11 protein-coding genes are annotated in these 11,762 nt (G+C 70.2%); 7 read left to right on the top strand and 4 right to left on the bottom strand.

The genetic code is table 11. The annotated features are described in order from the left end of the window. Positions 1-238: 238 nt before the first annotated feature. Positions 239-1,069, bottom strand: a complete 831-nt coding sequence (locus AC5L3C_RS09780; protein ID WP_493648457.1) for a hypothetical protein — start codon at positions 1,067-1,069, stop codon at positions 239-241. Beyond that, a complete protein-coding gene (gene eccE, locus AC5L3C_RS09775; protein ID WP_493653800.1) occupies positions 1,066-2,385 on the bottom strand; it encodes a type VII secretion protein EccE in 1,320 nt (439 codons plus the stop codon). The genes AC5L3C_RS09780 and eccE overlap by 4 nt, the downstream gene beginning before the upstream one ends. 217 nt (positions 2,386-2,602) lie before the next feature. Here eccE and eccB point away from each other — a divergent pair, with 217 nt between their 5' ends. The 7 genes from eccB to AC5L3C_RS09740 all read left to right on the top strand — a co-directional run bounded on the left by eccB (position 2,603) and on the right by AC5L3C_RS09740 (position 9,906). Then, positions 2,603-4,138: a type VII secretion protein EccB gene (gene eccB / locus AC5L3C_RS09770; protein ID WP_125503929.1), complete on the top strand. Its 1,536-nt coding sequence runs from the start codon at positions 2,603-2,605 to the stop codon at positions 4,136-4,138. A gap of 14 nt (positions 4,139-4,152) precedes the next feature. Next, complete coding sequence (gene mycP / locus AC5L3C_RS09765; RefSeq protein ID WP_125503928.1) at positions 4,153-5,415, top strand: type VII secretion-associated serine protease mycosin; 1,263 nt, start codon at positions 4,153-4,155, stop codon at positions 5,413-5,415. A gap of 240 nt (positions 5,416-5,655) precedes the next feature. After that, positions 5,656-6,090, top strand: a complete 435-nt coding sequence (locus AC5L3C_RS09760) for a DUF2563 family protein (RefSeq protein WP_493648454.1) — start codon at positions 5,656-5,658, stop codon at positions 6,088-6,090. Continuing rightward, positions 6,090-7,841 carry a WXG100 family type VII secretion target gene (locus AC5L3C_RS09755; RefSeq protein WP_493648452.1) on the top strand — a complete coding sequence of 584 codons (1,752 nt, stop codon included), beginning with the start codon at positions 6,090-6,092 and terminating at the stop codon, positions 7,839-7,841. Before AC5L3C_RS09760 ends, AC5L3C_RS09755 begins: the two co-directional genes overlap by 1 nt. A gap of 193 nt (positions 7,842-8,034) precedes the next feature. Next, positions 8,035-9,147, top strand: a complete 1,113-nt coding sequence (locus tag AC5L3C_RS09750; protein ID WP_493648450.1) for a S8 family serine peptidase — start codon at positions 8,035-8,037, stop codon at positions 9,145-9,147. A gap of 69 nt (positions 9,148-9,216) precedes the next feature. Further along, complete coding sequence (locus tag AC5L3C_RS09745) at positions 9,217-9,558, top strand: WXG100 family type VII secretion target (RefSeq protein ID WP_125503926.1); 342 nt, start codon at positions 9,217-9,219, stop codon at positions 9,556-9,558. 45 nt (positions 9,559-9,603) lie between these two features. Next, positions 9,604-9,906 (top strand): WXG100 family type VII secretion target, encoded by a 303-nt coding sequence (locus AC5L3C_RS09740; RefSeq protein ID WP_125503925.1) that lies wholly within the window; start codon positions 9,604-9,606, stop codon positions 9,904-9,906. Positions 9,907-10,052: 146 nt separating this feature from the next. Here the strand turns inward: AC5L3C_RS09740 and AC5L3C_RS09735 are convergent, their stop codons facing one another. Next, the gene (locus AC5L3C_RS09735; protein WP_493648447.1) at positions 10,053-10,700 is read right to left on the bottom strand and encodes a hypothetical protein; all 648 of its coding nucleotides are present in this window, start codon (positions 10,698-10,700) and stop codon (positions 10,053-10,055) included. A 38-nt stretch (positions 10,701-10,738) separates the two neighbouring features. After that, on the bottom strand, positions 10,739-11,761 hold the full coding sequence (locus AC5L3C_RS09730; protein WP_493648445.1) for a hypothetical protein: 1,023 nt from the start codon (positions 11,759-11,761) through the stop codon (positions 10,739-10,741). Position 11,762: the final 1 nt, after the last annotated feature.

Genomic DNA, 11,762 nt, shown 5'->3' with positions numbered 1-11,762 from the left:
TCACGGGTTTCGACGTCACGCCCACTCCCAGCCTAATCACCACACGCCCCGCCACGGCAGGCCCGTCCCGCCACCTCCCTCAACCCTCCCGGCCGTGCAACTCACCACACCGCCCGGCGCGTCGGCCGACATCCACCTGCAAATCGGACAAGGGCGGCAGTCGTGTGCGCACGACGTGAACACAGGGTGAGAAAACGGCGCCGCACACCGAGACCCCGGGCGTCGCCTTCCCGCCCGCTCAGTCCATCCTTCGTGGCATGCCGAGCAGCCCGGTCTCGGCATCGGTGGGCACGGTCGTCACGTACTGCCGGTCGCCGTCGGCGCACCAGAGGGTCACCCCGTCGGCGAGTGTGGGCAGGGCATCGGCATCGTCCCGGGGCAGCACGATCGCCTGCCTCAGCTCCCCGGCCTCGCCCGGTGATATCCGCTGCACCCCCACCAGCCGGGCCTGCCGCACCAACCGGGGCGCGACGGGACTGAGGTAGGGCAGCAAGGTCAGCACCGACTGCCAGGGCCCCGACACCACGCGCCCCCGCGGCGGCCGCATACCGCAGTCCCGCACCACGAGCACCGGAGTACCGGCCGAAGCGCCCTGCGGCGGCACTCGCCCCACGTCGTACACCGCGAGCCCGTTCTGCCCGCCGCCCATCGCGTGCACCAACTGCGTCCAGGCCTGCGCCCGTCCGGTCTCCACCGCCACCCGCGCGCCGGTCGCGGCGGCCCGCAGCGCGAAGACCTGGGCGGTCCACAGGCCGCCGATCAGCACGACATCGTAGGGCGTGGGCCGGTTCAGCCCGAGCACGGCGGGCTGTCCCTCCGCGTCCACGCCGATGACCACCCCGTCGTCCCCGATGGGCAGGGTCAGCGTGTCCAGGTCGTCCGCGGACAGGGTGTGCCGTCCATGACGCGGACCCAGCAGGCCGAAGCCGGTGCGCAGCAGACCACGTGCCCGCCCGGATGCCTGCTGTGGTTCCCCGGCCGGGAGTTGTGCGCCTCCGGCCGTTCCCGCCGCTCTGGGCATGCCGTACGCACCGGCCCCGTCAGCGACATGCGTCGTCATCGCCGTCACCGGACACCTCCGAGGGGCAGAGTGGCCAGTACGCCCGGCAGTTGCTCCCGGTCGAGCCGGGCCAGCACCGCACCCGCCCCCCGGGCGGACTCCTCCAGCGCGCGCCGTGCCGCGGCCAGTTCCTCGGCGCTGCGTCCGGTGACCCGCAGATGGCCGCTCAGCGACATCTCCCGCCGGTCCGCGCGCGCGACGGTGAGACTGATGGTCGTGGCGAGCGCGGGCACCGCCGTGACCCGCGCGACGAACTGGGGCAGGGACACTCCCCGGTCGCCGCCCAGCGGGGGCCACCTGCGGATCCAGTAGGTCGTGTGCCGCCTGTTGTCGCAGCGCCAGCTGCGGCCGGACTCCTCGGTGCGCCGGTCCTGCCGGTCCACCCGCCCGGCCTCGGCCGTCACCAGAGGGTTGGCGCAGGCCGAGGTGGCGATCGCCGCGGTCAGTTCCTCCTCGTCGAGAACCGTGGCACGGAAACCGGCCCCGGTCATCCGGCTGGCCAGGTGGTCGGCGGCACGCACGACGCACTTCTGCGCCCCCACCGCACCACCGCCCCGGGCGGCCACCGCCTCCGGACACAGCTCCGGGTCGACCTTCAGAGCGATCCAGGTGATGCGCACCGCGGGGGCGCCCGTCTGCTCCTGCAGCGGCGCGTAGTTGCTCACGGCCACGGACTGGCGCGGCAGGTGCAGCGCGGGCGCGGGCTGGGTGTGCAGCACGATCTGCGCGGACTCCAGGCGGACGTCGTCGACCTCGAGCGCGTCCCGCACCAACGCCAGGGGCAGGGGCCGTCGGCTCCGCTCGGCACGCAGGACGGTGGCGTCGGCCTCCACCTGGACCACGGCGGTGACGAACGTCCCGTCGCCGACGATGCCCACGGGCCGTCGCTCCCGGCCGCCGTACGTGTCGGTGCGCAGGCTCGGATCGCACTCCACGGCCGGGGCGAGACCTGGCTCCGTGCCGGGCGGTATCACCAGTGTCGCGGCGCTCTTCCGGCGGGCGCGCAGACCTCGCGCCGTGGCGATCCACTCGGGCAGGGAGCGACCCCGACGGCGTACGAAGGCCAGCAGAACCAGGACGGCGGCGACGGCGGCCGCGGGCACCAGGGCGAGGGGGTCGATCACCCACCCGACGACGAGGGCAGCGGCCCCGAGCTCCAGCAGGACGAGCCGTTGCAGCCGGGACGAACCTGGCCTGCCCGTCGATGTCCTGAGACGGAGACCGCCCCGCGCGGGCGCCTGCCGTGCTGCCGCGGCCCCGGGATCGACAGAGCCACGCGCCGCCCGTGTCCGGCCGCGACCCGGCACCCGCGTCCCGGAAGCAATCACTTCATCCCCCCGATTTGCTTACAGCTCGCTGGAATTCCAGCGGCGCACCAGGCCGTTGAGGGCCCCGGCACCCTACCCGCTCCCCGTACCGCCTTCCGTACCAGGCATAGTAGGGGGCCGGTCCGACAGCGGCGGGCGGGGGATGGCGCCCTCCGGCGCCGCCCGGCGGAACGCGGGTGGAAAACGGGCGGAAATCGGGGAGAGACACGCATCCATGGCATCTCGGCGGGACCAGCTCAACGCCTACACCTTCGCGAAGCGCCGCCTGCTCGCGGCTTTCGTCCTGTCGTACCCGCAGGGGTCGGAGGAAGGCGCGCCACGCCCCCTGCGTGGTGTCGTGCCCGGAATCATCATCGGTGTGATCGTCATGGCGGTCTTTGGCGCGTGGGGCATGCTCAAACCCACGGCACCGAAGGGCTGGGACACTCCGAACGAGAAAGTGATCATCGCCAGCGAGTCGACCACCCGGTACGTCGTGCTGAAGACCGGTGACGAAGTCCAGCTGCACCCCGTGCTGAACATGGCGTCCGCCAAGCTCCTCCTGGCGCCCCAGAAGGGCGATGTCGTCACCGTCAGCGAATCCCTCCTGGACAGCGGCAAGATCCCGCACGGCGTCACCATCGGCATCCCGTACGCCCCCGACCGTCTGCCTTCCGACAAGGAGGCGGGCGCCGCCAAGCGCTGGGCCGTCTGCGAGCGTCCCAGTGCGGGCGGCCGGTCCATCCAGAAGGCCGCGCTGGTCCTCGCCGACCGGGAGAAGAAGCTGACCGAAGGCAAGGAGAAGCTGTCCGGCGGCGAACTGCTCTACGTGACGGGCCCCGACGGCAGACGATTCGTCGTGGATCCGGGTGGCACGGCCTACCAGGTCGACAAGGCGGACACCGGCGAGGACCTGGAACTGCTGCTGCGCACGGTCGTCGGCTCCGGACGCGAGCCCCAGCGGGTGTCCCGGGAGTGGCTGGCGACCCTGCACGAGGGCGACCCGGTCACCTTCCCCCGGATCGAGGGCACCCCAGGCGCCCCCGCGAACGCCCCCGGCAGGCTCGACCCGTCGGCCGACAGGGTCGGCACTGTCCTCAAGGCGTTCGACAACAACAAGGAGCAGTACTACGTCGTGCTGCCCGGCCGGGTCGCGCCGGTCTCCGCGTTCGTCGCCCAACTGCTGCTGTTCAGCAAGGACCTGGCGCAGGTCGGTCAGGCCGGACAGGCGCTGGAGACAAGCCCCGGCGCGATCGTCCCGGGCGATCCCTTCGGCACGGAGCACGACTGGCCCACCGGCGCCCCCCGGGCGGTCAACGAGGCGTCGGACGCCAAGGGCAGCCGCAACACGGTCTGCAATGTGCTGCGCGGTGTCGACGGCAAGGGCACCACCACCCTCACCACGTGGGCCGGTGCCGACTTCCCCGCCGACCTCCCCGCCGCCTCCTCCAGCGCCTACGTCACCCCCGGATCCGGCCAGCTCTACCGTCAGTTCCAGGGCACCGAGACGAAAGCGGGCCCCGTGTTCCTGGTCACCGACACCGGCCTGCGGTACGTACTGCAGTCCAACGCGGACAGCGCGACCGACGACGCCGGCATCGGCATGTCGGCCGAGGACCGGAAGCGGCTGGAGCAGGAGGCCCAACAGGCCCAGACCCGCCTGGGATACGCCGACGTGGAGCCCGCCCCCATCCCCGCCGCCTGGTCCGCGTACCTCCCCACGGGCCCCCGCCTGTCCACGGCGGCGGCGCGCCAGCCCCAGGGCTCGTGACGGAGGACGCCGCCATGCGACACACACGCCTCGCCCTCCTGCGGACGGCGGCCGCCGCCGTCCTGCTGACGGCCCCCGTGGTCCTCGCACCACCCTCCGCCGCGGCGGACTCCTTCTCCGACAGCTGCGAGTACCCCAACGCCTCCTACCCCGGGCGCCCCTGGTCCCTCCAGCGCGTCCAGCTCGACGAGCTGTGGAGCCAGTCCAGGGGCGAGGGCGTCCGGGTCGCCGTCATCGACACCGGCGTCGACGTGCGCAACCCGCAGCTGAAGAACGCGGTGGACGTGAAGAGCGGCCGCAACTTCCTGCCCAAGGGCCTCAAGGACGAGGACGGTGACCCCATCAAGAGGGGCGCCGAGAACGGCACCACCGACACCGTCGGCCACGGCACGAAGGTCGCCGGCATCATCGCCGCGCGGCCTGTCGGCAAGACCGGTTTCGTGGGTCTGGCCCCCGGGGCGACCGTCATCCCGATTCAGCAGAACGACGCGGAGGGCCACGGTGACACCGAAACCCTCGCCAAGGCGATCCGCTACGCCGTCCAGGCGAAGGCGGACGTCATCAACATCTCCCAGGACACGTCGAATGCCGTCGAACCGGACCCGGACCTGAAGGCGGCTGTCGACGAGGCCCTGGCCCGGGAGATCGTCGTCGTGGCGTCGGCGGGCAACGACGGACTCGGCGGCAACGTCAAGAAGACCTACCCCGCCTCCTACGAAGGCGTACTCGCCGTGGCGGCCTCCGACCGCAACAACGAACGCGCGTCCTTCTCCCAGTCCGGCGACTTCGTCGACGTGGCCGCCCCGGGCGTCGACATGATCTCCACCGTCCCCCGGGGCGGCCACTGCGCCGACAACGGCACGAGCTTCTCCGCACCGTACGTCGCCGGTGTCGCCGCGCTGATCAAGGCCAAGCACCCCACCTGGACCCGGCACCAGATCGTCGCCCAGATCGAGCAGACCGCGGAACGCACGACCGCCGGCCACGACCGGTTGGTCGGCTGGGGCGTGGTGGACCCGGTCCGCGCCCTGACCGAGGACGACCGGCCGATCGAGTCCCCCCGCCCCCGCGAGGGCCTGGTCGGCGCCGAGGCCCCGGCGGCGGCCGAACTCCCGCTCGGTGAGACCGCCGACGAACGCAACGCCCGCCTCGCCACCTATGTGGCCGTCGGAGCTGCGATCGTGGTGGCGGTGCTCGGCGGGGCGGCGGTGGCGGTCCGGGACGCGCGCAGACGGGCCGGCGGCGGGGGCGTTGACGGTGGTCACGGTGCAACGTGACGAACATCGCTCGACCGCCGTTGAGGCATCCGGAACCTCTTGTGACGAGCGCGTCCGCCGGGAGTGGAGGAGACGGAGGCCTGCCGTGGACGGCGGTGTTGTCGCGAAATGGCAGTTGGGACTGTTGGTGTCTGTAACTAGAGTGATCCCGTGACCGTCATGACCGCCTCAACGGCGTGACACGCGTGAAGACTTGCGCACGACCGGTCGCGACACGGGGACAACGGGGAGGAAAGCGAAGTGCTTCCTGCAGACACGGGCGGAGGTGGCGCGGACGTACGCCGCGGCGTGATGGCGCTGTCGACGTTCAAGAAGCGCGTGGACGACCTGCTGACCGCCTTCGAGGCATCGGCGGGCAGTGTGCCCAGCGTCGGCGCCCACCGGCTGCCGGAGAGCGCCTTCGGCAGCGGCGCTTTTCCGGAGGGTAAACGGCTCCACCAAGAGTACGAACGTGTCCACGAGAGAATCACCGCTCTCTCCAAGTCGCTGGGCCTGCAACTGGAGGCCATGCAGATCGCCGTGCATGGCGTGGACGTCACGTTCGACAACATCGAGGAAGAGCAGCGCTACCGGTTCCATGAGATCCGGACCGAGGTCAACAGGACCCGTGAGGAGATGCTGAACGAGCACGGCAAGCGGGACAACAAGGCCGACAGCACCGACGCGGGGTACTGATGAGCGGCGACAAGAACAAACCCGGCCTCCACGAGGAGGAGCGCCAGGAAGCCTTGGCCCAGAACGGCGCACTCGACGCGTTCACGAACATGTCGCGGGTCATCAACCCCTTCGGCGGCCCCACACTCAGGGGTTTCCACTTCGGCTCCACGAGCTTCGAGGGCTACGAGCTCAACGACATGATCGACATCGTCGAGTCCGCCGATCCCACGCTGCTGGACTCCGCGGGGGAGGCCCTGGTGGCCGCGCGCGACGCCATCAAGGACGCCGCGGGAGAGCTCAGCCGCAACCTCGGGAAGATCGACTGGGAGGGCGAGGCCCACACCGCCTTCCAGGACTGGGCCGGCAGCCTCGTCAAGACGGCCGAGGGCATCGCCGACTACGCCGACGTCATCGGCACCCAGGTCCTGGCGGCCGGCTCCGGCCTCGCCTCCGTCCGCAAGTCAATGCCCCCGCGCGACACCCGCCTCGACCCCAAGTCCGTCGACGACATCCCTGTGGTCAAGCGGGTCGACGGCAACGAGGAGTACACGGCCGCCGTGAAGGCGGAGGGACACCGCCAGGAGGCCATCAACCAGATGTACCGGCTGGCGTCGTTCTACACGGTGTCGGCGGGCACGATGCAGGCAGCGCAGGAACCGGTGTTCCCGAAGATGCCGGACGTGGGGGTACCGGAGCCGCTGAACGACAGGCCCGTGGTCCCGGGAACAGGCCAGGAGCCTTCTGCCGTCCTCGGGGATGCCCGTAGGGCCTACCAGAGCGCCCCGGACGCCGGACCGGCGCAAGCTCGCCCGGGTGAGCATCAGTCAATGGTGAAGGGGTCCTTGGAACCCTCGCTGCTGCCGCAACAGGTGGTTGGCACAGAGATCAACAGCGTCGATACGTTGCCGGTCCAAGAACTCGTTAAGCCGACCACGGGCGGGCCACAGATGAACACCGGCCCCGCCGGTCAACCTGGACCGGTCCCTCCCGGTGCGCCCAGCATGACTCCGCCTGCTGGACGTGGCGCCACCAAGCGCTCTATGGGGCCCGGAGGCGTACCCGGCGACCGAATTCCCCCTTCGGCGCAGGGGCGCGTAGGGGGCGGAAACAACAACCCTTCAAGGCGGGTCAATCCCGGTCCTTTGGGCCCGGCTCCTTCCGGCGCGTCGGGGCCAACGGGGAATCGCCCGACCGGCCCCGTGAGCCCGATGGGACGTCCTGTCCCGCCTGGCCAGGCCGCCGGGCCAGGTGCCAGGCCTGTGACCCGTGGCATCGTTGGTGGCATGGCAAAGCCCGCAGGGCCCGTACCCGGTGGTCCTGGCGGCGGTGTCCCGCACAGTCGGATGGGCGCCGGTGCCACGCCGTCGGCCACCGTCGGCTCCAGACGCACCGGTGACGGCATCGTCGGTGGACGACCCGTCGCGGGCGCCACGCCCGTCGGCCGCGGCCCCAGGCAGACGCGGGGCACGGTCATCGGTGCCGACGACACACCTGCCCCTCGTACCACGGGACAGAGGCCCGGACAACAGGGAGTGATCGGCACCCCTCCTGCGACGTCGTCCGCAGGGCGGACTGCACGTGGTACCGACAGTCGGCGTGAAGGCGGTGTTGGGCCGCCGCAGGGCACCGCCCCCGCAGCTCGTAACAGCGGACGCCTCTCCGAAAACCGCGGTACGCAAGGCAGCGCTATGACCAACCACGGACCGGGCGTGACTCGTTCACCGGGCGATAAACGGCGCGGCGACGCATCGGCGACCGATAGACCGTGATGGAAAAGGGACAGCAGACATGGATGGCAGGTTCAGCCGGCGCGTGGGGAAGTGGGCATCCTTTCGGCGGCGGCACGCAAGATGGGTGGCTTGTGGCGGCTCGGTACTTGGAGCTGTGGCAGTCCTGTCGACGACTCTGACATCCGCTGCAGTGGCCGCGGACGCCCAGTCGCAACAGTGGTACCTGTCGGCGATGAAGGCCAACCAGATGTGGAAGGTGAGCACAGGCGAGGGCGTCAAGGTCGCTGTGATCGACACGGGTGTCAACCCGGATACTCCGTCACTCAAGGGTCAGGTACTAGCCGGGGAAGCGCCCAAGGCCCAAGCCTACAAAGCTACGGAGGACTACGAAGGTCACGGAACGACCATGGCCGAACTGATCGCCGGAACCGGGGCCGATGGTGGGTTGAAGGGGCTGGCTCCTGGGGCCAAGATCGTGCCGTACCGGATCCCGATGAAGGGGATGGAATCGGCCGAGACTGAAAAGTCCCCTGAACTGGCGGATGTGATCCGAGCGGCTGCCGAGAGTGACGTCAAGATCCTCAACATGTCGTTCACCAACGATCTCGCCAATGACAAAGTCCTCGAAGCAGTCAGGTATGCGCACTCCAGAGGGAAGTTGCTGGTAGCCGGTACGGGTAATGACGCCGAGGGCAAGAACTTCATAGGCTATCCCGCCGCATATCCCTTTGTAGTGGGCGTTGCTGCTTCGGACGAATCCGGGAAGGTCGCGAAGTTCTCGGAACACGGCAACTATGTCGACCTCGCCGCGCCCGGCCTGAACATGCCGGTCTGGTGCGACAGCAACTTCCGCTCGTACTGCGACGAGGGTGGGGGAACGAGTTCCGCCACCGCCCTCACCTCCGCCTCCGCCGCCCTCATCTGGTCCGCGCATCCCGACTGGACCGCCAACCAGGTCCTCAACAGCTTGATCGACACCGCTGGCCGCGACTGGGCCCGGGACGACCCGAGCACGTACCTCGGCTACGGCCTGATCCGCCCGCGCAAGGTGCTGGAGGACAAGAACTACGACCCGGGCCCGGCGAACGCCGACCCCCTGGCGAAGGAGAACGCCACGGGCGCCCTGGACGAAGCGGGCGACCCGGTCTCCGCCTCTTCCACCGCACCGTCCGCCGAGCCCTCGAAGAACCCGGAGGAAACGCCGGACGCCGACACGTCGGCAACCGCCTCGGACGCGGATGCCTCCGACAACTCCACCCTCTGGGTGACCCTCGGGGGCGTGGCAGCCGTACTGGTGATCGGCGGCGGCGCCTTCGCCGTGTACCGCTCACGTCGCAGCGCCTAGCACCACCGGCCGCACCCGGCGGCACCGACCACTCACCACCTCACCGCTCTCACGAAAGGGACCGCCGACATGGCTGATGGCCGCAAGCTCTACGAGGCCCAGGTACAGAAGCTCCAGACGAACGTCATCGACCGCTATGACTCGATCAGGCAGAGCCTGGCCCGTCTCCAGGGCACGATCGACATGATCGAGAAGAACTGGACGGGTCAGGGTGCCATGGCCTTCGACAAGAAGCAGACGGACATCAACACCCACATGGCCGCGATCGGCCGGATGCTCGACGACTTCCTCGAGGGCATCCAGTTGAACAAGAAGGACAAGCAGAACCTCGAGAGTCAGATCGAGGCCGACATCGCCGCGATCTCCGTGGAGGACCTCGGCGGCAGGACCTCGGCCCTCAGCAAGTACTGACGCGAGCCACCGACACCTTCCGGCTCCCAACGAAACGAGGAAATCATGTCCGGAGCCCACTACGACGAACTCGCCGTCAAGTACGGCACGATGGACGCCCTCGCCACCGAACTCGGTGACCAGGCCAAGAAACTCGAGGAGGACCTCGAGGCCCTGAAGAAGGCCGTGCTCGACGCGGCCGCGGGCTGGGGCGGCGAGGCGTACGAGGAGTTCACGAAGAAGACCAAGGAGTGGGACCGTCACGCCACCGGCATCCACGAGGCCCTGGTCGCCATCAGCAAGCGGGTCGGCACCGCCGGCGGTGACTACCGCGGCGGCGACCTGAAGGGCTCCAGCTACTTCATGTGAGGGGGCCGGTCCGAGGGGACGAACAGGGTGGACACACGCGGGAGGTGTCCACCCTGTCGTGCGATGCGATGTGAAGCGGGACGGCCAGGTGTCACCCTGGCGGATGAGCCGCGCCTCATGGGCGGACGCGGTGCGGATGCCCCGGTCTACTGCACCTGCCCCGCGAGTTCCTCGGTGAGGTCGCCGAGCTGCTTCCGGCTCAGGGAAGCGGCCCCTGACTGTCCGGCGCCGACCAGGAGGGCCGCGTCTCCGTGCCCGTCGAGTTTCAGGCGCACGGAGGCGACGTTGCCGCTGGTCGTGAGGGTGACCTCTCCGGCCTCGGCGCCGGCGGCCTGGTTGATGTAGCCGATCGCTGCATCGGTGGACGTCCCGGTCAGCGGTGAGATCACCGGGGCCAGGTGATTGATCGCATTCGGCTCGCTGGTGGCGATGGTGTGGACCCGCACGTCGTCCTGACCGATGTGGAAGGTACAGCTCACCAAGGCGCCGGGATTCTCGGCCAGCGGCTCTCCGGGCTCGGCGCGCTTACCGCCCTCGCCCGTGGCGACAGGCGTGTCACCGTCCCCCCGGACGGGACCGGAGCCGGCCTTGCCACCGACTCCCGCGGCCTTCGCCGCCTCGGCGATGTCGTACGGCAGCGGGCAGGTGTCCGCTCCGCCGTCCGGTACGCCGTCAGCGGTCTCGGTCAGGCTCTTCAGGCTCAGCGGCGCCGTGCCGCTGCCGTTCTGGCAACCGGCGACCAGTGCCACCGCGGCCAGGGTGGCCGCGAACACCGGCCGGTGTACGTGTGTCACGTGTCGTGTCCTCCGTGCTCTCCGAGATGCTCCCGGGATCAGCGCGCGTCGCAGCCGAACCGCTCGCCGATGACGTCGATGAAGTTGTCGAACAGGGCTCCCAGGCGCGGCGTTCCGGGCTTCTCGAGGGCGGAGGTGTACCCCAGGTCGACCTCCATGGAGAAGTACGTGGGAGTGCCCGCGCAGTCGGCGACCACGTGCCTCGCGTCGAAGCCGGACACCTGGAGGCCGGCCACACGTGGCTGTTCGGTGAACCCCGGTGAGGAGCGGATGCCGGCAAGCAGACGCGGTTCCTGGGACACGACGTAAGTGGCGTGGTCAGAGATTTCGCACGCCCAGGTGGGGCCGGCGCTCTCCTGAATCCTCTCCGTCGCCTCCGGCCGGGTCGCCGGGCCGGGGAACGTCAGGTCGGCGGAGCCGCACACCGTGCCGCTCGGGACGGCACGCGGCTCCGGGGCCGTGTCGAGGGAGTCGGGGGCGGTCAGGGGTTTCCCGGCCGTGCAGCCCGCCCGCTCTGCCGTGTTGTTGGCGGCTTCGGTGAGGAGCCGGGCGAATTCCACCGGGTCAGAGCCCTTCGGCGCGTACCCCTCGATGACGGCCGGTCCGTCGGCCGTCGTGCAGGCCTCGGGCAGCAGGACCCAGCCGTGGTCCGAGCCCACGCCACCGGTGGCACCGCCGGAACCGCCGGAGAAGAACGACACCGATGCCGGGCTCGGCCACCGGCCGCGGTCGCTGAAGGGGAAGTCGCCGCGCTCGCGGCTCGCCGAGATCCTCAGGTACTCGGTGTCCGGCCCGAGGAGGAAGGACGAGCTCTCCACCGTGCAGGTGAACGAGACCCGGTCACTCGACGGGCTGTCCGTGCCGCCCTCGTCGGAAATGCGGCCGGAGCCGGCGAAGACGGACTCCGCCGCATCACCGGACACCAGCCCCGCGCACACGTCCTCACGGCCGAAGAGGTTGGTGTTGAGCCACACGTACGCACCTGCCACCAGCACGACGATCGCCAGGGCGACCGCGAGGCCCCTCCGCCCGAGACGCGCCCGGCTGCTCTTGTCCGTCATC

The organism is Streptomyces speibonae (assembly GCF_984686075.1).
This window is presented reverse-complemented; position numbering and strand designations above follow the sequence as displayed.